Raw genomic sequence first — 22,965 nt, 5'->3', positions numbered from 1 at the left:
GAAAACTCGTTGAGTTTACGCACAAGTCCCGCAGTTCTACTGCTAATGCCCGGAGGCAAACACACAATTATTTATACACACTCCCGTTTCAATATCCGCAATACATTTGAGTATGGGGAAAACCTGCGGAGGGCAGACGGCGTTTCCGAGCGTTTTTAATCTGTCGGCTCTGCCTGCTGTGTCCTCTGTTATACGGGGAACGCTGTCAGGCTCCCGTTGCCATAATTTATGTCCGTCCAGCAGGCAGCGCCTGCAAGCAATATTATCAAAGTTTTCCGTAAGCCATTTTTCAGAAGCGCAACGGTAAATATCGTCTACACCACAGTCCAGCCAAGAGGAAAACCCATTAACCATTCCACCCAATCGGGATTGAGCGCTGCCGTTTCCGAGTGCGGATTTTCCAGCCGTATAATCTGTGCCGCCAAGTTCGCCTTGTCCTTGCTGTTTAGCATTACTTCCGGCTTGAACGTTGACCTCATTCCGTCCGACGCTATCGGCGTCAGGTAAAACACCGCCGCCGACAGAGGAAGGCTCCATTTTGTGCCGTTCCTGTTCACCTTGCGGAATATCCCATTGTCCGAGAGGTACACGTTCATACTCATTGCTTCCTTTACAGTTCTGTCGTCGGAGGCAAGGGGTGTGGGAAACATCAGCGCCCACGATAAAAGTTCTTGTGCGCTCGTGCCACGCGCCGACGCCGCAAGCCGGATATACGAATGTTTGAACAGCGTAGCCCGCACGCTCCAAGTCAAATATCGTTTTGTCGAGCCCCATATTGATAAACCCGGCAACATTCTCCCCAAGCACCCAATGGGGCTTGATTTCGGAAATAACTCTGACCATTTCAGGCCAGAGATACCGAGTGTCTGCAAATCCCTTTTGCCGTCCTGCCGATGAGAACGGCTGGCACGGGAAGCCGCCGGATATGAGGGTAACTGTTTTTCGTCCTGTTTTTTCAAAAAATCCCTCCTTTGTCAAAGTAGTAATATCACGAAAGCGGGGAACGGCAGGCCACCGCTTTTCAAGTACGCTTGTCGGATAGTCCGCCCATTCGCACTGGCACACCGTTTCAAAGCCTGCCGCTTCCGCCGCCAAATCAATTCCGCCTATGCCCGAAAACAGGCTTAAATGCGTTAAATTATTCACTGCCTGCCACCTCTTGCGGAATAGTTGTCATAAGTTTATAGAGCTTTGTATCTTTCGGGAAACGGTCTATAAACGGAATTATGGTATTGCCATAGAATAAAAGTCCCTCACCGGCTCCCGACTGTGTTACATAAGAAAGCTGCTGCGGTGATATGCCTAATTTTTTCGCAAGGATTTCTCTGTCGCCCTGTGCCTGATTCAGCATATAAATGTAGTCGCTGTTTTCAAATATGTTTTCGATTTCAGCGCTTGAAAGCAGGTCTTTCACATTTTGAGTTATGCCTGTCGGAATGCCGCCCCATTTTCTGAAACGCTTCCAAATCTCAACCGAGTATGCCGCCGTTTGCTCATCTTTGAGCAGTAAATGAAATTCATCACAATAATAGCGTGTGGATTTATGCTCGTTTCGGTTTATCGTAACTCTGTTCCATATCTGGTCCTGCACAACCAACATTCCGAGTTTTTTAAGCTGCTTTCCAAGCTCCTTTATATCAAAACAAACGATACGGTTTGAAATATCCACATTCGTATGATGATTAAAAACATTAAGGCTGCCCTTGACATACAGCTCCAAAGCGGAGGCTATACGCCCGGCTTCCTGTTCCGGCTGTTTCTTTATTTCCTCATACAAATCTTCAAGGATAGGCATATTCTGCGGAGTGGGATTTTCAAAATATTTTTGATAAATCCGTGTTACGCTCCTGTCAATGACCGTCTTTTCGATAGGCTCCAAACCGTCACGCCCGCCGATTATGAGTTCGCAGAACGAAAGCACAAAATCGGATTTTAACGCAAGAGGATTTTCCTCGTCGGAATAGTTGATATTTATGTCAAGCGGATTTAGATAGTCCTTTGATGTGGGCGACAGTTTTACAACCTGCCCTTTAAGCGCGTGTATCAGCGGATTGTATTCCGCTTCGGGATCACAAACATAAATATCGTCATTCGTAACCAAAAACGCATTTGTCATTTCACGCTTTGCGGAAAAACTTTTACCGCTGCCCGGTGTTCCGAGTATAAGCCCGTTAGGATTTTTCAGCATTTTTCGGTCAACCATTATCATATTGTTTGAGAGTGCATTAAGACCGCAATAAAGCGCTTCGGGACTGTCCGAAAAAAGCTCCTGCGTAGTGAACGGTACAAAAATAGCGGTGCTTGAAGTTGTCAAAGCCCGCTGTATTCCGATATTGTTTATTCCGATAGGCACGCTTGCCATTAAACCGTCCTCCTGCTGATAGTCCAATCTTCTTAAAGGACAGTTTCGCTGTTGTGCGATAGACTGTACCTCAAATATGGCGCTGTTTAATGCTTTTTTTGTTTTCGCCGTACTCATAATGAGTACGGTAACTAAAAACATTCGCTCATTGCGCCCCTGCAAATCTTCCAGCAGCTTTTTAGCGTCAATACCGAATGTGTTTATATCCGACGGAATTATATCCATATCGTAACCGGCTCTGACGGCTTTTTTCTGTTCCTCGATTTTCATTTTATCAAGGTCGGTGATTTTGCGTTTTATCATTTTTATTGCTTCCGACTGGTCGATACTTTTAATGTGAATATTGACAGATAAAGCAGATTGTATTTCAAGAAAGTTTTTCAGCATTTCGTCCGTAAGCTCCGGTGCAAGTATATGCAAAAATGAAACGGCGCCTATCGTGCCGCCCATTCTGAAACACCGACCGTCCGAAAAATTGAACGAGGTCGGAGCAATAAAGTCCTTTGTCGTAAGTCCTGTTTTGTAAATCAAATTCCAAGAGAAATTTAATTTATTCTCGCCACCGTTAAAGCACGAGTGCAGAAGCTCCAAGCGCTCCATACCGTTTAATGAAAACGCCCTCACACCCAAAATCTTAAAGTTATTGATTATATCGGTTTCGATACGCTCCAAACGCTGTTTTGCGTTTTGGATATTATCGGCTTCAATTCCGAATGTGATATATTTCTTTCTCACAATTCCGTTGTTGCCCCTTGCAAGCTGATTTTTCAGCATTTCGGTGTATTCTGCTCTTATCCCGTCAAAATCATCATTCTGCGGTTTTATGGCAATGGACTTTTCAAAGTCGGATATATCCATTGTCTGATTAAGAAATGAAAGCTGCACCGATATGGATTTATCAAAGTAATTGAGAAAATCGCAGTAATTTTCAAAGATTATATTTTTGTCCTCGTTTCTTGCAAGCTGATAATTTATATCATAAAACTGTATTGTTTTCGTGAAATAATTGTCCCTGACAATGCAGATTCCGTCGGGGCGCATTTCCTTATATGAAATTGTGTCCTGTGCGCTCATTGCGATTTTACCCTGCATTTTTGCCTTTTTCACGGCGTCGGCTATCCGCTTTCGCTGTCTTGACGTCAGCGGCTTTTCTGCCGAAAGCGTGATTTTCTTTTTGTGTTCCGACAATTTTATCAACCTCCTGTTCCAATAAAATTTGTTTTTCTATTGCCGAATAAATGTTATTCGTTACATACGGCCGCACCTGCGGCTTTCTGTATTTTGTCGTTATATAGTTTTTCAAAATCTTTTCAAGTGGCTGTCCGTTCTTTTCATACATTGCAAAAAAGAAAAACGGCAGCGCTGCCGCAAGTAAAAGAAAAACGGCTCCCGTTGTGCCGAGTATTCCTCTTGTCAGAAAATATATCGGTACGCCAACCGCCGCCGCAAGCGAAAAACATATGAGCTGCCTTTTTGTAAGGTTAAAGGCTACCTTTGTTTTGACCGTGTTTAAGTCTTTCGGTACGGGTACATAAGGCAAAATTTATCACTCCTTTACTCAATCCAAACATCATTTAATACTTCATTGCCCCAAACGTCCCAGCCGGGCGGCGCCTGTCTTGCAAACAGTTCCACTCTCGGCAGGTCGCCCATAAGCTCGATTATCTTATCTCTCGTTATATCGGGCTTTTTGCTGTGTTCCTCAACGGGCGAGATTATGAGCTGATGTACTTTTCTTGAAATCCGTTTCGGGTGTCCTCTTGTTGCGACGAGGCAAACCTCAGCGTTGTTTCTCGTCCACCAGCCCATACCCATAAACCAGCTATCCGATTTTTTGTTTTTCTTTACCCACACGAAAGCAACCGTGCTGTACTTAAAGCCCCAAGCCTTAATAACCTCAAAGGCTTCTTCTAATTTCGGGAAGGTCGCCCACATAAACAGAACGCAGTCGTCCGCCGCAAATTTTGGTACGGGCAATTCGCAAATTTCCTCAACCGTCATTACGGGGTAGTGATTCGCCGGACTGCCGCGCAGAAGCCCGCCCCTGTACTTTCACGGCGGATCGGCATATATGATATTGTATTTTTTCATTTCGTCCTCCTTAATGCGCGTTAAATATTGATTTTGAAATGCCGCCCGTCTTAAACAGGGTAAAGCATAAAACAACGGTATATGCCGCAACGCTGAGTAATGTTGCCTGAATATCTGATGTGAATGTCAGGCTGTTTACCAGCGCCGCATAAATTCCGACGCATACCATTATGAAAAAGCCCTGAAAGCCGAGAGCGACAAGTCCTCTTAAATAGTTGTTTCCCATTTGCCCCCATTCACGGTTTGTCATAGTGGCAAACGGAATTGCCCCGACGGAGCTATACAAGTAAATTTCTATCATTCGTCCGAATATTACGACGGTAATGCAGACGGATAGAATTTTCATACAAAGGCTAATCAATGACGATTCAAGCATAAGCAAAACAAGCTCGCCCGTGCTCATTGCTTCAAGCGTTGAATGAATATCGGTTATAGCCGACGAAATATCGACGCTTGTATTTGAGCCTATCACGCCGGAGCTTTGCCGGACAACGTACTGCGCCAAATCGAACACACCCATAATAATGTCAAAGGTGTGCGTTGCGATTACAACCGCCGCGCACGCCTTGAACAAAAATTTGAAAAACATAAATGTGTCAATATCGTGCATATTGTTTTTCTCTGTTATCATTGTGATTAGTTCATAGCAAAGAATAAATGTGATGATAAGCCCCGCAATCGGGAGTATTACATTTTCCGAAAGCGTCTGAATTATCGAAAACACGCTTGCGTTCCATTGCTGCGGAGTTTTGCCTACCTCCGCAGCAATAGTGCCGACTTTCTCGTTTACGTCGTTGAACATTGTAGATAAGCTGCTCTCGATAACCGACATAAGAAAGTCATTGATTGCCTTTGTAATTTTTTCAAAAATGCTGTCCACCGATTAAAACAATCCTGACAGCAAAGGAATAAGGGAAGTACCAATCAGCACGACACCGCCGCCTGCCATAAGCTGTTTGATACCTTGTGATTTTGCTGATGTGTGATAAAGAAGTAATAGAAGTGTAAAAAATTTTGCCGTTCCTATCCGGCACTTGCGCATTGTGTCGGATAGGTCGGGCGGTTATTCGGGCAAGTCCACCTTGCCAACAAAAGAATAATAAATCTCAATGTCCTGTCTGCGGGTCTTGTTCTCGTCATAGCTGCACTCATGCACAACGATTTTCTCTACAAACTCCCGCAACAGAGTAGGGGTAAGTTCTTCAAAACTGGTATGCCGCCGGACAACATTCATAAACTTTTCTGCGTTCACGGTGGCTTCCTGTGCTTTGGAAAGCTCCGCTTGGATAGCGGCGGCTCTTTCTTTCAGTTCCCGTTGTTCTGCTTCATAGTCTGCCGACAGTTCTGTGAAACGCTCGTCTGATATGCGCCCGGTCACGCTGTCCTCATACAGCCGCTTGAAGATAGCGGATAACTCGGCTATGCGTTTCTCGGCGGCTTCCAGTTCCTTTTTCTTGGCGGCGTTCCTGCGTTTGCCCCCGTCCTCGTTCTGCTCAATCAAGAGCTTCATAAACCGGGCTTCATGCTTTGCCGCATAGCTGGTCACTTTCCGCAGATTGGAGAGTACACCAGCGGTCAAGAGGTCGGTGCGGATAAAGTGCGCCGTACAGTCATGGGTGCGCTTCTTGTAGCTGCCGCAGATATAACAGTCCTGCTTGCGCTTGTCCGTCTGGTATCGCTGCTGATACATGACGCTGCCGCAGTCTGCACAGAACAGTATGCCGGAGAACAAGCCCACTTCATCATAGCGGTTGGGGCGTTTGCGCTGCTTGCGAAGCTCCTGCACCCGTTCCCATGTTTGGGTGTCTATGATAGGCTCGTGGTGATTCTCGAAAATCACTTGCTTTTCCGGGGGATTTTCTACACTGTGCTTGACTTTGTAAGAGAGTTTTTCCGTCTTGAAGTTTACCAGACAGCCTGTGTATTCCCGGTTTTCAAGGATATGCACAACGGTATTGGTCGCCCACTTGCACTCATAGCCGGGGTGGTAGCGGCGGGTGCTGCCCGTCCTGCGGTATTCCAGCGTCCCCGGCGTGGGGATTTGCTGCTCTGTGAGCATACGGGCTATCTTGGTCGGACCATTCCCGGCAAGGCAGAGGTTGTATATCTGCTTGACTACGGGTGCAGCTTCCTCGTCAATAATGAAATTTTCGTCCTCGTCCATGAGGTAGCCATACACAGGCTTGCTTGTGATGGGCTTGCCACTCATGCCTTTTGAGCGTTTTACTGCTTTGATTTTCTTGCTCGTATCTCTCACCAGCCATTCGTTAAAGATATTCCGCAGCGGGGCAAAGTCATTGTCGCCCTGTGCGCTGTCCACTCCGTCATTGATAGCGATGAAGCGGACACCTTTCTGTGGGAAAATCATTTCCGTGTACATTCCCACTTGCAGGTAGTTTCTCCCTAACCTCGACATATCCTTTACGATAACTGTCCCGACTTTTCCTGCTTCAATGTCCGCAAGCATGGCTTGAAAACCGGGTCTTTGAAAGTTCGCACCAGAATAACCGTCGTCCGTGTACCAGCGCAGATTGGAAAAGCCGTTCTGCTTTGCATAGGTTTCAAGGATACGCTTCTGATTGGAAATGGAATTGCTCTCGCCTTGCAGCTCGTCCTCATGGGAAAGTCTTGGGTAAAGGGCGGTAATTGGTTGTTGGTTGGTCTGTCTTAACATAAAATCCTCCGTTTCCGACAGCCAGCCCCACTATTCCGTACCTTGATTGTACCACATGGGGCGGCTGTCTGTATAGCAGCAAAAGCGTCAAATCTGCTTCTTTATGGTCGGTCAAATCGCCGTTTTTTGTGTAGCAGCTTCCGCTTCCAGCACTTTCATCATCTTGTCGGCTGCGGTGTCGGTTGCGCCCTGCTTGAAGAAGCCGGAAACGGTAAGGACGGAGTTGCCCATGCGGATTTCCGTCACACAGTCCGGGCGGCGGTCTGTTTTGGTGGTGCTTGTCTGTTTCGTTTCTGTCATAGGCTCTCCTTTCGCTGCTTCATCAGTTGCTTTAAGCGTTCCAGCTTTTCCTGTGCGGTTTCCTTTCGGAAGTTGCTGCCCGTGAAGCGGACGGGGGCGCACATGGAAGTCAGCCTGTCATAAATACGGGCGTGGGGCGTGTCCTGCGGGTGCTGCAATTCCTCCAGCGTGAGGTTGGTCGTGGCGATCAGCGGCTTGCCGCTTCGGTAACGGCTGTCAATCACGCTGTAAACCTGTTCCAGCCCGTATTCTGTCCCTCGCTCCATACCGAAATCATCAAGTATCAGCAGGGGGTAGCTGCAAAGGCGGGAAATATATTCGTTCCTGCCCTCAAAGCTGGCGGCAAGGTCACCCAGTATCGTTGCAAAGTTTGTCATGCGAACGGCAACCTCTTTTTCCATAAGGGCGTTGGCGATACAGGCAGCAAGGTAGCTTTTTCCTGTCCCCACGCCGCCCCAAAACAGGTAGCCGATATTTTCAGCCTGCATGGTTTCCCAGCTCTCCACATAAAAGCGGGCGGTTTCGGTCTGCGGGTTTCTGCCGTTGTCATGCTCAAATGTCCAATTCCGCATAGCAGGGTCGGTAAATCCCCGGCGTTTCAAGTCCTCCACTGTTTCAAGGTGCTTCTGTCGGCTTTCGGCGGCTTGCTGCTTTTCACGGGCTGCCCGCTGGCAGTCGCAGTCTGTTGGGTGTCGGTCATGCCCTAACCATTGGGCGGTTTCTTTTGAAAAGTAGGCTTCTTTGGGCGTATGGCACTTGCCGCAGTATAAAAGCCCGTCCTCGCCTGTGTAGTCCTCCGCTTCGGCGGTAGTGGTTGTAATATCCGTAATCATAGCTTCAATCTCGTTTTTCATAAGCTCTCGCCCTCCTTACATGAATAATCGGGTATGCCCTGTTTCGGGGCAGCCTTGCCTTTGGCAGCGTCCTCCTGCGCCCACTTGTAAATGGTGGCTGCATGGCTCTGGTACTGCTTCCCGGTGGAAGCGATATGGCAGGAAAGCCGGTCAATATAATACTCCCACTTGTCGGGCAGCTCTGTTTTCAGCCCGGAAAGCTCTGTATCGGTCAGTATCACATTGTTGTATCTGCCATAAGCGGCGGGGGCGGGGTGTCCCGTTTCTCCCTCTCTCTCTTTTTCTATCTCTTTCTCTAACTCTATCTCTATCTCTGGTGGACGAATGTCGGACAAATGTCCGCCTTTTGTCCGGGGCGGTAAAAGTGCCTTGTTTTCCAGCCTTGCAGCCCGTTTTCTCTCGGCTTCGGTAGAGGACTGTCCTATCATCAGCTCAATATCGGTCATATAAAAAGCCCCGCTGTCAAGCTGCTCCACAAGCCCCAACTGCCGGAAAATCTCTAAAGCCCTTTCAACCGTCCCTATCTGGTGGCGGGTCAGTGTCGCTATCATCTGCGCTGTGTAGGGGATATGCTCGTCAAGCTGCAACTTCCCGCCGTTTTTCAGAGATTTTAAGTACAGCTTCAAGAGGATATTGGAATATAAAATCCCGTCTTTCATATCTTCCAGCAGCACAATGGAGTCGCTGTCAAAAAAATTCTCTTTCAGCTTGAGGTAGTAATACTTGCGGTTATCTGCCATTGTCCCTGTCCTCCTTTTTCCGGCGTTTGGAGTAGTAGCGGGGGCAAAGTATGATAACCGCCCGGAAGCTCTGCTTACAGCTATAGGTACAGCCCCGGCAGAGGTCGTTGTATGTGATACGGTCGCAGGTGGTATTCCCGACTTTTACTTGCCGCAGGAAAAAAGACCATTCCAGCCGCCGTTTCTTGCTCATTCTTGGCATGGGTGCGCTCCTTTCTGCCGTTTCCGCTGGTGTGGCGGTATCGACGGTAATTCTGTATCATCTCGGTATCATTTTCGGGGTTTTTCTGCCCTGTAAGCCCGTTAAAAAATCCTTTGGTATTGCGGGTAGAGTACGGGGCAGCCCCCTTGTTCTGTATGGGTTCGGGTACATTTTGGGGTGGTTTTTATCGTTCCTGTTCCTGCCTTTTCACAGGCTTGCGCTCCCGGCGTAAAATCTGGTCGATATTGCCCTTGACAGTCTGTAAGCGGCGGTATTCCTCCCGTTTTGCCCGGTAATCGTTGTAGCCGCTGTTTTTCTCTTTGATAAGGGCTTCAATCTCTGCTTGCAGGGCTTTATAGCTCGGCAGCTTGGAAATGCCGTTCTCCTTGAAATAACGGGCGGCTGCGTCTGCTATGATAAAGTCGCTTTCGTGCTTCTGTCGGTAGGCTGCTTTTGCTTTGGCGTTTTTCTGCTGTTTCAGCCCGTCCCGGACAGGGCGGGTCTTGGAATAGGCAAGCACCTGCCGTTGCAGCTCCTTTTTCCCGTTCAGCGTCTTTTCCACCTGCTTCAGCTCTGTAAGGCTTTCCTGCATGGCGGCATAAGCGGCAGAACAGGCTTCGTCCAGTTCCTCCGGGGAAGAAAAGCCGTACTGTTGATAGGCGGTAACAGTAGCTGCCATTTGCTTTAGGTTGTGCTTTGCCGCCCAGCGGTCATAGCCCACGCCCTTGCCCTCGGCTCGCTTGGCTTCCCGGTCAACCATGCGCTGCAAGGTGTTGTCTGCCGGGGTGGTTTTTGCGGCTTTTTCCTCCCGCAAGCGTCCCTTTTGGGTGTGGGGGTATTCGGGTATGGCTTTGGTCTGTTCGGCGGCTCTGTGGGCGTTCTGCGTGAGCAGGGCAAGGACAGCAGCCTTGTCAAAATCGTCCCCCAGCTTCCGGGCTGTGATAGGCTTTGTCCTGTCCGGCGTGAGGTAGGAAAGCCGCCCCCGGCTCTCCTTGACAGTTACGCCCTCCCGCAGCAAAAGGGAAGAAAACTCGTCAAAGCTGCCAGCTTGGGAAAGTGCCTGCCGTATCGTCCGGCGCAGCTTCGCCTTGTCCGTTTCAAACTTGGTGGGCTTGGTCGGCTGTCCTGCGGCTTCTCTGACAGCGTTCTCTTTATCAAGGGCAAGCTGCCCTTTCTTTGCCGCCCAGTATTCCCGTTCCGTTATCCGTTCCTTGCTGCCGTTCAAGAGGTCGATTTGGTAAAGCCCCTCCCGGTGGCACATCTCCATGACTTCACTCTTGAAATATTCCATAGCGGCGTTGGTGCAGCGGTGCTTGCAGCCCGCCCGTGTGTCGGCTGGTCTGTCCATGTAGGGCAGAAGCGGGACTTCGTAAATCCGCAGGGAGTTGATGACGATATGCACATGGATATTGCCGCTGTGGTTATGCCCGTCCGGGTGGGTGCATACAAGGGCTTGGTGTCCGGGGAAATGCTCTTTGCAGAACTGCTCGCCCAGCTCCTGCGCCCGGTCTACGGTCAAGCCGTTGTCTGTCCCGTCCCGTGGGTCAAAACTGATGATATAGTGGTGGCTTTTCACATCTTCCCGTTTTTGGTTTTTCTCATAGCGGAGATTGGCTCGCATACAGGCAACGGCGAAATCCTCGCCCCCGCAGTTGAGGGAAGAAATGCGGTAATCCTCCCTCGGTATCAGCCGCCCGTTTTCATCAAGGGTGGGCTTCATGGTAAACTCGTCATGCTCAAATGTGAGGTAGGCTTCCGCTGCGCCATAGTCGGCATTTTTAGAGCTGATATGTTTGAATGTTGCCAACAGCGTCACCCACTTTCTGCAAGACTTCAAACTTTAGGGCAGCAAGGTCGGAAATCGCCGCCCGTACCTCCCCGGCAAGCTGCGGGTAGGGGCTGTGCCACTCATTCAGCGTCCGGGCTATCTGGTTTAAGTTGCCGCCGATCCTGCCGTATTCGGCGGTCAGCTTCCCGACAGCGGCAAGCAGCTCGTCATTGACGGGGGAAACGGTTATGATGGGGCGTATGGCTGCCCCGGTTATGGCTTGCCGGATAAACTCGGCTTGGCTCATGTGGTAAGCAGAAAGCCTTTCCGCAAACTCGGCGTATTCTTCCTCGGTCATGCGTGTCTTGACTACCCGGCTGCGGTGCGGTGTGTTGTATCTTTTCATGGTCGGCAGACCTCCTTTCTGTGCGTGGTGTTCTCTCACTAATAGGAGAAAAACAGGGGGTAAAACGGAACTGTTTTTGAAAAAATCCGAAAAAATATTTTGAGGGATTTTTAAGCGGCGCAAGCCGCATAAGCAGGGTTTGGGGAAGGCACTCCCCAACAAGATTCCCGCAGGGGCAAAATGAGCGAAAAGCGAATTTTGGCACCTCGGTAGAATCTTGCTCTGTAACTGCCGCAGACTGCCCCTGTCGGTTTTTTCCGTACATAGAACGGACAGGACAGGGCTTCCGACTCGCTATGGGCGGTCTTTTTTCCTTTCCGCTAAAGATACATTTCAAAGGCCGCCAGCTACCCGCTGGACGGGGATTTTTCAAAATTTCTTTCGCTTCTGTAATCCGGGTAGCAGGATTTTGGCAACCGGCGGGGCAGAGAATTTTTCCTTTCACTCCCTACACCACCGCGCTTTGAAATTTGCCAAACGGAACGGCTTATTTTCTCTTTGCTTCTTACTACGGACAAAAATCAAAAATGCCAAACGCCGGGGCAGAAAAGTTTCCCCCTCACTTACTACTACAATCTGAACAGGGCGAAATGGCCGGAAGCGGAACCGGGCAACAAAAAAAGCAGTAAATCTTTTTCAGACTTACTGCTTTCGCTGGCCGCGCCGGTGGCGGCTGGTATTCAGTTTTGAAAACTCATTTCATATTGGTATGATAAACGGAGAGTTATTGCGTTATGTTTTCAAAAGGAAATGATTGCTCCTTGAATATATCCCACAAAATATGCAATCGCTATACTTATCGCAATGCAGCATATACATAGTATTTCAGCAATAACCTTTTTCCCGGTTATTTTGTTTACAGACTTGCCGTAGTCAATAGTAGCCCATACCATTGAAAGTAAAAATAGAATTGCAATCCAATGAGTATGAAACGACAGTCCCATGCTAACAAATACATAGTTTGTGATGATGTAAAAGATGCTTCTAACTACAACTTCCGTCACTGTTGAAAGCTGATTTTTCATAAAACCTCTTGCCTCCTTAATTTCCTGTTTACTATCGGTCAAAGCGAAACTTGAACAGTGCGGCAATTAACTTCTGCTTCACATATTCCTCAACCTCGGCGTTGACTTTCCCGTGTACTTTGGAACAGTAGCGGATATATCCGGCGTAGTGGGAAAGAATGGTGTCGATTGCGTCCGGGTCGCCCTCATGCGCCTTGACGATTGTTTCATAGGGGAGAAGTTTATTCATACCGGCTCACCTCCATTTCCTTCCGAAGCCGTTGCAAGGCAAGCTGGATATGCCGCCCCGCTGTGCTGCGTGTCCGGCCGATATGTACGCCGATCACTCTCTGCGGCTGGCGCAGGAAGTAATAGCGGAAAATTTCTTCCTGTGCCTGCTCCGGCAAAAGGGCAAGGGCAGCGGCAAGTTCCGCATGGTACAGAACGGCGGTCTGGCCGCAGGCGGTAAAAAGGTATTCTTCAAGCTGTTCCGGCTCGGCAAGCTGGACAAACTTCTCATTCATCAAATAGTCAAGGGAAACTTCCCGTTCCCACCTCCGGCGCATCTTCAAAATTTCATCTATGGCGGCGTGACGAATGACAACCTTGCAAAAGGCGTTAAAGGTGTACTGGATATGCACTTTGTAGGCTTCATCTTCGGTCATGGAAATTCCCCCTCTCTGATAATAGTGCGGGGCGGCAGCACTTTTTGCTGTCGCCCCTTGATTGCCTGTCTGCAAAGGCGGGCGGGGCTGTCAACGGCGGCGCGTATGCGCCGTTCATCTTGACCGTTGACTGGCTCGACTGGCTTTGCTATTCCGTTATCTCTTTCAGTTATTGTCAAAGGAAATGTAGATAGTTAGACTATTGGGTATGTAGCTGATACTTAACCACTTTTCGTCGTTTGATAAAAGCGTCCCGATAGAAACATAGTTTTCTCCCTCGATTTCCTCTGATACATTTTCAATTACGGAAAAGCCTTCTTGGTTCAAAAGCTCCATATACTCGTTATAGTCGTTTTCGCTAATGCCGGTAAGGTTGATATTGCAATTCTCATGTTCTGTATCAAGTGTAGCCCATGCAACCGTACCAGGCGCAACAGGAAGCCCCTCTGTGTACTCATTCGCAGGCCAAACACCCTCGTCCAATTTTGTAACACTATTAGATTGCGTATTGTTCTCATTGCTTGTCGGTGTAGATGATGTATTTTGATTAGAACACGCAGCCAAAAAAATCATAACCATGATTGTGAATACAGAAATATACTTCTTCATTGGTTACCTCCTGTTTTTGTGTATGGTTCGGATAATTAACAAAATAGCAATAGCTGTTGCTGCAAACCCAATAGCCAAAAGGATTTGCGAAATATCAAAGGCAAACGCGCCCTCAATCTGTATATTTGTTGTCGCGTCGGCTTGTCCGATTGCTCCTTCTGGCACTTTTCCTGATTGCGTAACAGCATATACCGAAAAGGCAGCAACCGCGATAACAAGCGTAGCAAGAGTAGAAATGATGCCGTTCCTTTTTTTCGATTTGGTGTTATCAATACCAAACTGTTCTGCGGTGCTGTCTGCAAATTCTTTTGGCGTCCCCAAACGCTGGATAATCTGCTGCTCTGTTTCTCCATGCTCCATAGCAGACGCAAAAACTTCATTCAAGTCACGCACAACCTCTTTTTTCATTTTGCGTGGTAAAGATAGTTCCTTTTCAACCTGTTTGATATATTGTTCTTTCATTTGGACACCCTCGCTTGTTGATAACTTTCTATAAAGCCATTTACGCAGTTTTCATAGCTTGACCAAAATAAGATTAGTTCATCAAGTACATTCCTGCCTTTATCAGTTAAAGAATAATACTTTTTTGAGCCGCCATTTGCCGCAGCCGGAGCCAACCGGCATTTGATTAGTTCTGCTTCCTGTAAACGATACAAAATGGGATAAATGGTTCCCTCTTTCGCATATCCCAAAACAGACGCACTATTGTTCAATTCGGTTATAATTTCATATCCATAAGTTTCCTTGCGTCCGATTAGGCATAAGAGTATCATTTCCAGAGAGCCTTTTTTGAATTGCTGGACATATTTGTTATTCATATCGTCGCCTCTCTTTAGTTTCGCTATTTAGGTTAGCTAAGTAGCAACTATATTATATCTCTTCCGAAGTATCAGAGTCAATAGGCTTAACGAAAAAGTTACAAAGTGTGTGCGTAAGATAATAACGGAATAGTGGGTTGCTGTCTATCAATTCTTGTATGTTACTTTATGGCACATGAGCATTTGCACCGGGGTTGTCGTTGCCGTAGCCCTCCAAAAGATTGACAACGCCCCAGACCGCAAGACCTGCGCCGAGCGCAATTACAAGTGTTTGCAGTACATTGACCGCTTCTGAAAAAAACTGCATAATTAAGTTTCCTCCTGTTCGTTATTTGTATTTTTGTTTTCTGCCGAAAGATGCGCTTCTTCCGGCAGGTCAATTTTGTAGTAGTCAAAAACCTCGTCTTTTGCTACAACGGGTTTCTTTCGTTTCATATACTTTTCCATATCAAACGCATTTCTCTTGTCGTAGTCCGACAGCATTTTGTAACGGGGGTGTTTTGTTATATCGTATTTGTCCGATAAAAACGGCCGCACGCCCCGAAGCTGTAAAATACATTTGCCGCCGTCCATTACAGATAATTCATCTTGGCTCATCAGCTCCTTTCCGATCTTTTGATAATTAGTTCCGTAAGAGTTCTGATTGCTGCGTGTTTCGGAAGTGTTATACATATCAATCGTTTCTTTTCCCAAAGTTTCCGAAAGCTCCTTGAGCGTGGATTTTTCCTTGCCGCCCAAAAAGAGCGTTGTATCACAGTTTCCGATAATTGTGTCGGCATTATCCTTGTAAATAGCTTTTAGCTGACTCTGCGCCTGCAAAATAATACAAGCGGATATTTCACGGCTTCGGATAGTGGAAATCAGCTTTTCAAACTTCGGTATTTGCCCGATATTTGAAAATTCGTCAAGCAAACATCTGACGTGCACGGGAAGCCTGCCGCCGTATTCGTTGTCCGCCTTGTCGCAAAGCAGATTAAAAAGCTGGGAGTACATTATAGCGACAACAAAATTGAAAGTGTCGTCCGTGTCGGAAATGATAACAAATAGCGCCGTTTTCTCGTCGCCCAATGTGTCAAGCTCCAATTCGTCATATTCCATTAAGTCCCTAAGCTCCTTAATATCAAACGGTGCAAGCCTTGCACCGCACGAAATTAAAATCGACTTTAAGGTTTTGCCAGAGACGAAAAGTCAAGGACTTTTTCATCAAATTCAAAAAGAAGTCACATTTTGCGGACTTCCTCACGGAGCAGACGCTTGATTTTGTCCTCCATTGTCTCCTTGGCGGTCTCGCTGAAATGCACACGGACGATATAGGTTGTCTTGCCGATCTGCTTTCTCACAGTCGGGCAAGGGGTACTGTTGGTTGCGGTATTGTTCATTCAAAATCCTCCTGTAAATGAAAAATGCCCGGTGACTGTTCATCATCGGGCGGTGTCAGTATGAGGGAACAAGGCAAGGCGGCAACATTAAGGTATCTATAAAACCCTTGCCGTCTTTGCCACGCTTGCCGTGTTCCTGTTGTCAGTTTCGGAGATAGCAGACCCATGCGGTGCCGTCTTTCTCGGTCACAAGTCTGTCCCCGATACGGCTCTTTGCCGTTCTCATGGTGCGTGAGGAAATCCCACGCTCATTGACTGCCTTTTCCAGCTCTGCGCTCGGCATACGCTTTCCATCTGCAAGCAGTTCCAGAATGAGCATTTGCGCCTGTGCGGTCTTGCTTTCGGTCTTGGCGGTGTCCGTCCCGGCAAGAAGCTCGTCAGCGGTAATGTCATAAGCTCCTATCCATTCAAAGCCTTTCTCGTCTCCCAGAGAAAAGGCAAGGGACTGTCCGGGCGGCGCAAGGGAGCTTTTCTCATGGATAAGCACCCTTGTTGTGGGGCTGTCCTTCAGCTTACCGATAAAGAGCAGACTGCGGACTGCCGCCGTAATGTCGATAGACCCCAATCCCCGGTAGGTGCTTTGCGTTCCTGCGGCTTTGTTCAGGTGTCCAATCAGCACGATAGCGCACCCGGTAGCCTGTGCAATGTCTCCCAGACTGCGGAATATCGGGCGCACCTCGTTTGCCCTGTTCATGTCCACATCTGTGCCCAGAAACGCCTGTACCGGGTCAATGATAACCAGCCTTGCGTTGTTTTCCCGGATTGCCCTTGCTATGCGCTCATCGGCAAGGGTCAGCGGTGTGTCCCTATCGTCAATGACAAGCACTCTTTCAAGGTCTGCTTCCGCTTCCATCAGTCGGGGCTTGACGGTATCGCCCAGACCGTCCTCTGCGGTCTGGTAGATGATGTTGAAAGGCTCAAGGGTCTCCATACCGGGTAAAGGCTTTCGGTTGGTACAAGCCGCCGCAAGACGCATGGCAAAGTAGGTCTTGCCCTCGCCGGGGTTGCCCTGTATAATCGTCAGCTTTCCAAAGGGGATATAGGGAAACCATAGCCAATCCACGCTCGTCAGCTCCACATCTGCCATGCGGAGCATGGGAACAGGCTGGGCGGTGGGCAGCTCTCGCAGCGTGATTGTTTCGGCTATGAATTTGCGGCTGGGAATGTCCCCTTGCTGACGGAGAACATCGTTCCAGTCTTTCCTTGCCGGGACAAGGCGAATGACGGCGATCTCGCCGGGAATGGACTGTGCCAGTCGGGTACAGGCTTCGCTTCCTGCGGTGTCGCTGTCAAGGCAGAGGAACACTTTTCGGGTGTCCTTGCGTTCAGAAAGAAAACGGTCAAGGGCTTTGCCCGAAACGCCGCCCAGGGCAAGATAGCTCCTTGTCTGCCAGTCCTGCGGATAAAGGCAGATGAACGATAACAGGTCAATCGGTGATTCAAAGGCAAAAAGCTGGTTGCCGTTTCCCTCGTATCGGAACGGATAGGACTTGTCAGACCCGACAATGTCCTGTCTGAATGGGTCTGCTGTTCCTCTCACATGGGCGTATCTCGGCGTACCGCTTCGGTCTCTGCCGACAAACACAACATTGTGCCGCTTTGCGTCCTCGTAAATATCCCCGGAAAGAAGAAAAGCCTCAACAAGCGTTTTGTTGAGACCTCGGCTTTCTGTGAGATATTGGATTGCTCTGTCGGCTGTTCTGTTGTGCAAGGGCAAGTGAAACGCTGTGGGCGGTGCTGTGGCGGCTTCGGTCTGCCCCTCGCCGCTTTCGCCGGTCAGAAGCTGGACGGCTTCGGGAAAGGACTTGCCGTAAAACTCCATGACAAAATCAATGGGATAGCCGCCCTTGCTCTGGCTGTGTCGAAACCACTTGTTTCCACGGACGGTCAAGCTGTCATGTTCTTTCCAGCGGTATTCTCGTCCGCTTTTGATTAGCGTCTCTCCCTGTGTGCGGAGAAAATCTTCCAGACTGACGGCGTTTGCCCGGTCAATCTGCGCTTGGGTATAATTCATCGGGATAGTTCCTCCTTTTTGTGTCGTGTTTGGGGTCGATTTTGGAGCTTTTGTTCCTCTGCGCGCTCGTTAAATCGGGTGGCAGTATCTACGCATGACTTGACCTTCCAAAGACGGTGTAAATCGTCTCTTACGGTCTTGAACTCGCCGTAGGTGGTTTCATGCGCCTGTTCCAACTCGTCATACTCTTCGGTCAGCTTTTTCATATCCACCTTGCCGTCCGGGAACTCTCCGGTCAGCTTTCGTCTGGCGGCGTAGAACTGTTTCAGTTTCGCTTCATGCTCTGCCTTGTACTTGGCTCTGGGCTTCTCAAACTTGATTTTCTGCAAGCCGTCATAGACAGGCTTCAAGCTCTGGAAAGCAGCGGAGCTGTCATAGAGCTGCTTAATTGCTTTCATTCGGGCGGTCTGTTCGTCCAGCGTTTTCTTCAAGCTCTCTGTGGCAGCACTGTGTTCGCTGACACGGTGTTCCAAATCTTCAAGGGAGTAAATGCCGTTTGCCCGGAGATAATTGAAAGTTTCGTTCATCTCCTTTAGGTTGCTGACCTTGCCTTTCTGCGAATAAGCCCCGGCTCTGCGCTGGGTGTAATAGGCGTTCAGCAGAGAAACAAGGTCGGGTGCCTGCGGCTTGGCAAGCTCCGCTTTTGCTTCGGCAATCCAATCAAACAGGAGAGCGATTTTCTTCTTAATGTCCCGGATAACGGCATTGGTCGCTCTGATCCAGCGATTGAACTCGCCTTTCTCGGTGCGTATACCTTTCTTCTCCATTGCCCGGACGGTTGCGCCCTCATGGACGGTGGGAAGAAGCTCTACGCCCTGACGCTCATAGCTTCGGTGGTCGATACGAACGTCAAGCCCCTTTTCCGCAAACTTGGCGTTGCATAACTCTGCCCATGTCTGCCGCCAGTATTCCAGCGTTTCGGGACTGCCCCAGTCGGTAGTGGGAACGGCGTTGAAAACAAACTCGCCGTTCTGGTCCCGGATACGGTTGCCGTCCTCGTCCAGCTCATACACCCGGCGTTGCTTTAGCCCCCATTTGCCGTTCTGCTCGATGGGGCGGATAGGGCAAAGCACATGAAAATGTGGATTGGGTATGCCGCCGTCCTCCCGGTCTGGCTGGTGTACGGCGAAGTCAACCACCATGCCCCGGCTCACAAAGTTCTCCAATAAAAATTGCCTTGCAAGAGCGATGTTTTCCTCAAGGGAAAATTCATTCTGCAAGGCAATGTCAAAGCTGTATGCAAGCTGGGCGTTCTTTCCACGCTCGGCTTTTTCCACGGCGTTCCATAGGGTCTGGCGGTCTGCGTATTCGGGCGGTGCATGGGACGGCAGGAGAATGTCAGAGCAGATCACGCCGCCCTTGCGGGTGTAGTCGCTGTATTCGCCGTAATACTCGCTATACAATCGCTCCCCGGCACGGTAGGCGGCAGAAGCAATAGCGGACTGTCCTGCGCTTCGCTTAGTCTGCGTGACGCTCAGATGAAATAGTGCCATCGGCTTTCAGCTCCTTTTCTCTGTTCGCTTGGTTGGTGTGAGTAATCGCCATGTGCCGGACGGCTCGCTGGACTTCGGACAGAGAAAAGATGTGTTCCATCAGCTCTGTCATTTCGGTGCGTGTGAGATCTTTGACCTCCGGGGCAAGGCTCTCAATCGTGCCGCCCAGATTGCAAAGGCGGTGGGTGCGCTTGGTGCGTTCGCCTTTCTCCAGATACTTCTTTCTGTTCTCCAGACGCTCCAGCTTGTGCTTCTCCTGTGCAAGCTGCGTCTCAGCTCGTTCCTTTTCGGCTCGAAGCTGATCGAGGGTTTTCGGTTTTGTCATTGTGATTGACCTCCTTTTTTGATTTCTGGGATAAAAAAAGACCGTCAACTTTTCGCACATTGCGACCAGTCAACGGTCTGATTTTCGGTATTTATTTTTCCAAACTTGCTGGCGGCGAACAGCATTTCATGCTGTTTGCGGACGGCAAGTCCACAAGGGATAGACGCACAAGCGTCGCAAGGGAGTGTAGCTCCCTTGACGGAACGAAGTGACGAAACATTTTCGGTCAAGCAGTTTTTCTCTGCTGACCGGGAATGAAGCTCCGCAGGACGCACATACTCCCGATAGGAGAGTATAGAAGTGCGCCCTTTAGTTCCTAAAGGGATTTTCTTCTGACCCAAATTACATAAAATGTAGATCAAGACATTTCTAAGAGGTACTCTCAGATTTTCACAACATAAGGTTCATCTTCAATAATACCCTGATCGTGGGTAACAATGATAACCGTTTTACCTTCTTCATTGAGTTCGTGCAATAACCTCATAACAATATCTCTATTTTTCTTGTCAAGTGAGCCAGTAGGTTCATCTGCCAAAACAACAGAACATTTTTTCATCATAAGACGAGCTAAAGCAACTCTCTGTTGTTCACCACCGGAAAGCTGATAAACTTTTTTGTTAACTTCCTTTGATAACCCCACACGATTAAGAGCTTCTTTAAGTGATACTTTAGTTCGGCTTGATTTTTTAATCAAACTTAAATTTTCTTTAACTGTCTTATTTTCAAGCAGTGCAAAATTCTGAAAAAGAAACCCCACTGTATCCGCAAAAAAACTGTTTTTATTTTTAAGCCGGGTAATATTCAGCCCTTCGATTATGATACTGCCGCTATCCGGCTTTTCGATACCACCAATCATATTGAGCAAAGTGCTTTTTCCACTGCCGCTATCCCCGCTGATTACTACAAAACTTCCATCCGGAATTTCCAAATTAAAGTTGGAGAAAATTATTTTCTCTCCAAATGCTTTATTTAAGCCACGAATTATAATCATAAACATCCACCTTTCAAGGACTTTGAGATATTTGTTTTTTCAACCCACATAACATTTGTGAAAATGATTGCCATTTCAATAATGGTGAGCAATGCTCCAACCAGTAAAGCAATCCCGACACTTGCGTTAGATATAAAAAGCGAAACAATGCAAATCAATATCACAACGGCTATATTTTCTAAGAGATTAACGGAAATAAATCTTTTGTGCCTTTCATAAAAGCGATAGCCCAAAACCTTTTTGAGGGAGATTTCCATCGCATTAAGTCTAAATTCCATTTTCACTTCAGATATGATGATAGCGATATCTAACAGCAATACTAATACGCAAAGAGAGCTTATAAAGCCAATCAGTTTCACGAGGAAACTATGACTATAAGTATAATCCTCCCCGACATTCGTCAGCATAAAATAGTGTGGACCAAGCTGTTCTGCATATTTTTTCGCAGCATTACGAATTGTGCTTTCATCGCATCCGTAGATCACCTCACCATTATATGTTCCTGTTTCGATATAACTTCCATTCAAAGCAACAGCCTCATTTGCCTGATAAATAACAATCGGATTTGTTGCTCTTGACAATCCGTCAATAGCCTCTTCTCTGTTCGAATTGAGATAATAAAATTGCTCTCTGCCAGAATATTCTTTATAAACAACACGCAGTTCTTCTGCATTTTGGGTAAGAGAGTCAATTTCCTCTTTTGCGATATCTTTGTATGATTCCGCATTTTTTCCCTTTGGCACGAAGACCACGATATCCTCTTTTTCATCATCTTCAGTAAGCATATCAGAAAACCCTTGCAGCATATCTCTGGCATTATGATTTATAAAAATATAATTATCCGTATCGCTTATCCGGCTGCCTATGCAGACCACCGGATTTATAGTGTTGTATTCATTTTCGTAAAGGTCATTCCAAAATTCGCTCTCTTTGGATTCCTCCTCATTTTCTTCAAAAGGAGGTTCAATCTGCATAACTCCAAAATAGTAATCATTATAATGATTTTCTAAAAGAGTAGTGTTTGTAAGTAAATTACCTTGAATGCTACTGAGATTTGTAGTTATTGTAAAAATCGTCATAGCAGTAGCAAATACTTTAAGACCGTTCAGAAGATAAAACATACCTTTTTTATCTGAAGCATTGGCAAAGGCTTTTTTTACATCAAAGCGGACAAAAGCAGCATAAGGAATTACGGAAAGAACTGCTCCGGCACAATACACTGCCAAAATGAGATGATCTTCATACGCTCCCGATATAAATTGAGAAACAAGCAACTTTGCTAAGACGAATAATGCAGCATATGAAATCATATCAGCCACTACAGCTTTTAGAGCAATCACAGCAGCATTTTCGCCCAGAGAAGCTCGTACAACTACTTCCTTTTGTCTGCGTATCACCTCAATCATATTAAGTACAATCATCAATATGGCAACCAGGCCCCAAACAATGAACATCATATCAGTTTCGGTTGATTGCCAAAACTCTGGCTGCGATATAGAATATTCTTTTGCCAAATCTTGATATGTGGCAATAATGTCATCATCGTCACCGATATAGCTGACCATTATTTCCTGTCCATTGCCTGTGTTTTTTGCTTCTCTAAAATCTTCAAATTCTATTACGGTGATTCCGCCTATCAAAGCCGTATATGTTTTTTCCTCAATATCCATTGTGCTTTTAAGACTATCCCGAACAACGGTATCATCACCATAAATATAAAGTCTTGTCTGATAATTAGAAACTCTCTGATTAAAAGTCGAAAAAATATGAACACCATGCTTCTCAGCTGTATCTTCTGCATTGGCTAAAAATGAATCCATATCGTCATTAGTAGTTGTGTATCTGGACGATAAATAATAAGCACCATTAAAGTTCCAGAGCATATTTTGATATACTTCAGCTTGCATAACAAAAGCAAAAATAATCGTAATCAACAGCAATATATTTCTTATATGTTTCATTTAAGATTCTTAAACCTCCTTTGAATAGGTAACAGACACACGATTGCCCAAAATACTAATATGGATTTTTTCATACAACCACATTCTCTTGTTAGATTCTAATTTTCCGTTTTCTTTATTCGCATAAATTGTACCATAAAACTCGTGAACAATTGTGCCATCCCAGTAAAAATAGACACAAAAAAGCTCCAAAAAACGAAATGAATCGCAGTATTTCGTTAATTTACGCAAACCGACCGCATTTATTCCACGGTTTGCTTGACAATGAGTAGCCGGTATGATGCACCGGCGAAAGAACGAAGTAGCCCA

At 47.3% G+C, this 22,965-nt stretch carries 26 protein-coding genes and 3 pseudogenes; 1 reads left to right on the top strand and 28 read right to left on the bottom strand.

All coding sequences use genetic code 11. From position 1 onward, the window contains the following. Positions 1 to 42: 42 nt before the first annotated feature. The 13 genes and pseudogenes from dcm to H8706_RS07710 form a co-directional block, all read right to left on the bottom strand. Entirely contained in the window at positions 43 to 1,146 is a 1,104-nt protein-coding gene (gene dcm, locus H8706_RS07770) for a DNA (cytosine-5-)-methyltransferase (protein WP_262432154.1), read from the bottom strand. Continuing rightward, entirely contained in the window at positions 1,139 to 3,559 is a 2,421-nt protein-coding gene (locus tag H8706_RS07765; protein WP_394354545.1) for a VirB4-like conjugal transfer ATPase, CD1110 family, read from the bottom strand. The genes dcm and H8706_RS07765 overlap by 8 nt, the downstream gene beginning before the upstream one ends. Continuing rightward, a complete protein-coding gene (locus tag H8706_RS07760; protein WP_262432153.1) occupies positions 3,444 to 3,902 on the bottom strand; it encodes a PrgI family protein in 459 nt (152 codons plus the stop codon). Before H8706_RS07760 ends, H8706_RS07765 begins: the two co-directional genes overlap by 116 nt. Before the next feature lie 14 nt (positions 3,903 to 3,916). Beyond that, entirely contained in the window at positions 3,917 to 4,396 is a 480-nt protein-coding gene (locus tag H8706_RS07755) for an MT-A70 family methyltransferase (RefSeq protein WP_262432199.1), read from the bottom strand. Between the two features lie 67 nt (positions 4,397 to 4,463). After that, positions 4,464 to 5,333, bottom strand: coding sequence for a VirB6/TrbL-like conjugal transfer protein, CD1112 family (locus H8706_RS07750; RefSeq protein WP_262432152.1), 870 nt, complete (start codon positions 5,331 to 5,333; stop codon positions 4,464 to 4,466). Positions 5,334 to 5,336: 3 nt separating this feature from the next. Then, positions 5,337 to 5,429 (bottom strand): annotated as a pseudogene (locus H8706_RS12430) (Maff2 family mobile element protein); the annotation flags it as partial. An 87-nt stretch (positions 5,430 to 5,516) separates the two neighbouring features. Continuing rightward, positions 5,517 to 7,127, bottom strand: a complete 1,611-nt coding sequence (locus H8706_RS07740; protein WP_012744300.1) for a recombinase family protein — start codon at positions 7,125 to 7,127, stop codon at positions 5,517 to 5,519. Between the two features lie 111 nt (positions 7,128 to 7,238). Further along, entirely contained in the window at positions 7,239 to 7,427 is a 189-nt protein-coding gene (locus tag H8706_RS07735) for a transposon-encoded TnpW family protein (RefSeq protein WP_002569233.1), read from the bottom strand. Next, complete coding sequence (locus tag H8706_RS07730; RefSeq protein ID WP_195255629.1) at positions 7,424 to 8,281, bottom strand: ATP-binding protein; 858 nt, start codon at positions 8,279 to 8,281, stop codon at positions 7,424 to 7,426. Before H8706_RS07730 ends, H8706_RS07735 begins: the two co-directional genes overlap by 4 nt. Continuing rightward, positions 8,278 to 9,021 carry a phage replisome organizer N-terminal domain-containing protein gene (locus tag H8706_RS07725; RefSeq protein ID WP_109215853.1) on the bottom strand — a complete coding sequence of 248 codons (744 nt, stop codon included), beginning with the start codon at positions 9,019 to 9,021 and terminating at the stop codon, positions 8,278 to 8,280. Before H8706_RS07725 ends, H8706_RS07730 begins: the two co-directional genes overlap by 4 nt. Beyond that, a complete protein-coding gene (locus tag H8706_RS07720; RefSeq protein WP_118371690.1) occupies positions 9,011 to 9,223 on the bottom strand; it encodes a hypothetical protein in 213 nt (70 codons plus the stop codon). Before H8706_RS07720 ends, H8706_RS07725 begins: the two co-directional genes overlap by 11 nt. 184 nt (positions 9,224 to 9,407) lie before the next feature. After that, positions 9,408 to 11,030 carry a relaxase/mobilization nuclease domain-containing protein gene (locus tag H8706_RS07715; RefSeq protein ID WP_109215852.1) on the bottom strand — a complete coding sequence of 541 codons (1,623 nt, stop codon included), beginning with the start codon at positions 11,028 to 11,030 and terminating at the stop codon, positions 9,408 to 9,410. Next, positions 11,002 to 11,397, bottom strand: a complete 396-nt coding sequence (locus tag H8706_RS07710; RefSeq protein WP_109215851.1) for a plasmid mobilization protein — start codon at positions 11,395 to 11,397, stop codon at positions 11,002 to 11,004. The genes H8706_RS07715 and H8706_RS07710 overlap by 29 nt, the downstream gene beginning before the upstream one ends. 498 nt (positions 11,398 to 11,895) lie before the next feature. Here H8706_RS07710 and H8706_RS07705 point away from each other — a divergent pair, with 498 nt between their 5' ends. After that, positions 11,896 to 12,087 carry a hypothetical protein gene (locus tag H8706_RS07705; RefSeq protein ID WP_262432150.1) on the top strand — a complete coding sequence of 64 codons (192 nt, stop codon included), beginning with the start codon at positions 11,896 to 11,898 and terminating at the stop codon, positions 12,085 to 12,087. A 50-nt stretch (positions 12,088 to 12,137) separates the two neighbouring features. Here H8706_RS07705 and H8706_RS07700 read toward each other — a convergent pair whose 3' ends face one another. The 15 genes and pseudogenes from H8706_RS07700 to H8706_RS07630 form a co-directional block, all read right to left on the bottom strand. Continuing rightward, on the bottom strand, positions 12,138 to 12,422 hold the full coding sequence (locus H8706_RS07700; RefSeq protein ID WP_227135515.1) for a hypothetical protein: 285 nt from the start codon (positions 12,420 to 12,422) through the stop codon (positions 12,138 to 12,140). Positions 12,423 to 12,453: 31 nt separating this feature from the next. Next, complete coding sequence (locus tag H8706_RS07695) at positions 12,454 to 12,651, bottom strand: helix-turn-helix domain-containing protein (protein ID WP_195380276.1); 198 nt, start codon at positions 12,649 to 12,651, stop codon at positions 12,454 to 12,456. Next, complete coding sequence (locus tag H8706_RS07690) at positions 12,644 to 13,066, bottom strand: sigma-70 family RNA polymerase sigma factor (protein ID WP_195380277.1); 423 nt, start codon at positions 13,064 to 13,066, stop codon at positions 12,644 to 12,646. The genes H8706_RS07695 and H8706_RS07690 overlap by 8 nt, the downstream gene beginning before the upstream one ends. 165 nt (positions 13,067 to 13,231) lie before the next feature. Further along, entirely contained in the window at positions 13,232 to 13,675 is a 444-nt protein-coding gene (locus H8706_RS07685; protein ID WP_117499030.1) for a hypothetical protein, read from the bottom strand. A 3-nt stretch (positions 13,676 to 13,678) separates the two neighbouring features. Further along, positions 13,679 to 14,137, bottom strand: a complete 459-nt coding sequence (locus tag H8706_RS07680) for a DUF1700 domain-containing protein (protein WP_117530251.1) — start codon at positions 14,135 to 14,137, stop codon at positions 13,679 to 13,681. Then, entirely contained in the window at positions 14,134 to 14,493 is a 360-nt protein-coding gene (locus H8706_RS07675; protein WP_015534245.1) for a PadR family transcriptional regulator, read from the bottom strand. Before H8706_RS07675 ends, H8706_RS07680 begins: the two co-directional genes overlap by 4 nt. Positions 14,494 to 14,671: 178 nt before the next feature. Further along, positions 14,672 to 14,800, bottom strand: a pseudogene (locus tag H8706_RS07670) (Maff2 family mobile element protein); the annotation flags it as partial. A 2-nt stretch (positions 14,801 to 14,802) separates the two neighbouring features. After that, a pseudogene (locus H8706_RS07665) lies at positions 14,803 to 15,672 on the bottom strand (VirD4-like conjugal transfer protein, CD1115 family); the annotation flags it as partial. A gap of 41 nt (positions 15,673 to 15,713) precedes the next feature. Next, complete coding sequence (locus H8706_RS07660) at positions 15,714 to 15,872, bottom strand: transposon-encoded TnpW family protein (protein WP_002593332.1); 159 nt, start codon at positions 15,870 to 15,872, stop codon at positions 15,714 to 15,716. A gap of 142 nt (positions 15,873 to 16,014) precedes the next feature. Next, positions 16,015 to 17,886, bottom strand: coding sequence for an AAA family ATPase (locus H8706_RS07655; RefSeq protein WP_015559841.1), 1,872 nt, complete (start codon positions 17,884 to 17,886; stop codon positions 16,015 to 16,017). Then, positions 17,883 to 19,379 carry a MobQ family relaxase gene (mobQ, locus tag H8706_RS07650; RefSeq protein WP_055266756.1) on the bottom strand — a complete coding sequence of 499 codons (1,497 nt, stop codon included), beginning with the start codon at positions 19,377 to 19,379 and terminating at the stop codon, positions 17,883 to 17,885. The genes H8706_RS07655 and mobQ overlap by 4 nt, the downstream gene beginning before the upstream one ends. Then, the gene (locus H8706_RS07645) at positions 19,345 to 19,704 is read right to left on the bottom strand and encodes a DUF3847 domain-containing protein (protein ID WP_002593329.1); all 360 of its coding nucleotides are present in this window, start codon (positions 19,702 to 19,704) and stop codon (positions 19,345 to 19,347) included. The genes mobQ and H8706_RS07645 overlap by 35 nt, the downstream gene beginning before the upstream one ends. Positions 19,705 to 20,086: 382 nt before the next feature. Further along, the gene (locus H8706_RS07640; RefSeq protein ID WP_002593328.1) at positions 20,087 to 20,695 is read right to left on the bottom strand and encodes an ATP-binding cassette domain-containing protein; all 609 of its coding nucleotides are present in this window, start codon (positions 20,693 to 20,695) and stop codon (positions 20,087 to 20,089) included. Then, positions 20,692 to 22,656 (bottom strand): DUF1430 domain-containing protein, encoded by a 1,965-nt coding sequence (locus tag H8706_RS07635; RefSeq protein ID WP_117657600.1) that lies wholly within the window; start codon positions 22,654 to 22,656, stop codon positions 20,692 to 20,694. Before H8706_RS07635 ends, H8706_RS07640 begins: the two co-directional genes overlap by 4 nt. Before the next feature lie 9 nt (positions 22,657 to 22,665). Next, on the bottom strand, positions 22,666 to 22,965 hold a 300-nt coding region (locus H8706_RS07630; RefSeq protein ID WP_262432148.1), incomplete at its 5' end, for a hypothetical protein.

The sequence above is a fragment of the Qingrenia yutianensis genome (assembly GCF_014385105.1).
GTDB lineage: Bacteria > Bacillota > Clostridia > UMGS1810 > UMGS1810 > Qingrenia > Qingrenia yutianensis.
The sequence above is the reverse complement of the archived record's forward strand: the minus strand, read 5'-3'. Positions and strand labels throughout refer to the sequence as shown.